This window comes from Thalassotalea mangrovi, assembly GCF_005116735.1.
Taxonomy (GTDB): Bacteria; Pseudomonadota; Gammaproteobacteria; order Enterobacterales; family Alteromonadaceae; genus Thalassotalea_A; species Thalassotalea_A mangrovi.
In genome coordinates, this window is the sequence record NZ_SWDB01000057.1 from 1 (window position 1) to 1,131 (window position 1,131).

At 44.2% G+C, this 1,131-nt stretch carries 1 protein-coding gene; it reads left to right on the forward strand.

Going from position 1 to position 1,131, the window contains the following annotated elements; translation table 11 throughout:
- Nucleotides 1–120: 120 nt before the first annotated feature.
- Nucleotides 121–1,131: IS4 family transposase (locus tag E8M12_RS16220; RefSeq protein ID WP_136737315.1), on the forward strand; the 1,011-nt coding region annotated here is incomplete at its 3' end.

Sequence of the window (1,131 nt, forward strand, 5' to 3'; positions counted from 1 at the left end):
CTGAGCTATCCCCACAAATAATTCAGAGAAAACAAGGGAATAAATAGATAAATTCGAAGGAACTTTCATGGTTCTTTGTGATCTGATCAATCGCCAAAAATCACAAACTACAAAAAACACATGAAAGTTACACATATTTTGAAGAAATCTATCTCTCTTGTCACCCCTAAAATGCATGCAAAACGACGCAATGCATTAACCGCCTTGTTAAGAAGTTTGGTCAATGGCTCTGCAGCTACTGTCACCAGCATGGGCCGTGGTTTAGATTCCAGAGCCAAGGAAAAGCACAATATCAAGCGAGCTGACCGCTTATTGTCCAATACTAACTTGCACAGGGAAACTCTCGGAATATACAAAGCCCTTTGTCAATTTACGGTTGGTCAAAACCAGCGTCCCATTATCTTGATTGATTGGTCGGATTTGGATGAGTACAAGCGTCATTTTCTTATTCGAGCGTCGTTAGCATCTCATGGTCGGGGGCTTTGTATATATGAAGAAGTCCATGGATTGAAAACCAAAGAAAAAGCCGCGACACACAAAGCCTTTCTCGCCAATTTGTCCACATTACTTCCTGATGGTTGTAGGCCAATCATTGTCACGGATGCCGGTTTCAAAACGCCCTGGTTTCGAGCGGTGCTTAACCTTGGGTGGGATTTTGTCGGTCGGGCCAGGCTACCGAATTTCTACGAATCCGGTGATGGCGAGTGGCAATGCATTACAAACTTGTACAAACAAGCGACATCGCGCCCTAAGTTACTATCGGGTCATCTGAATCGAAGTAACCCGTTTCCTTGTCAGTTGGTACTTTACAAGGGACGTTCAAAAGGCCGACAAGCGTTGAATCGCTCTGGACAACCACAGCAATCCAAACGAGCTAAAGCCTATACTAAATCGGCTCGTGACCCCTGGCTATTAGCGACATCACTGCCAGTGACTTCTCAACTAGCGTCTCGAATAGTGAAAATCTATCGCATGAGAATGCAAATTGAAGAAGGTTTTCGGGATATGAAAAGTCGTCGATTCGGGCTGGGCTTTGAATACAATAAAACCACCAAAACAGCCCGGTTATCCATACTGATACTGCTGACAACATTAACCCACTGGTTGTTGATGATACTTGGTTCAGTTGCG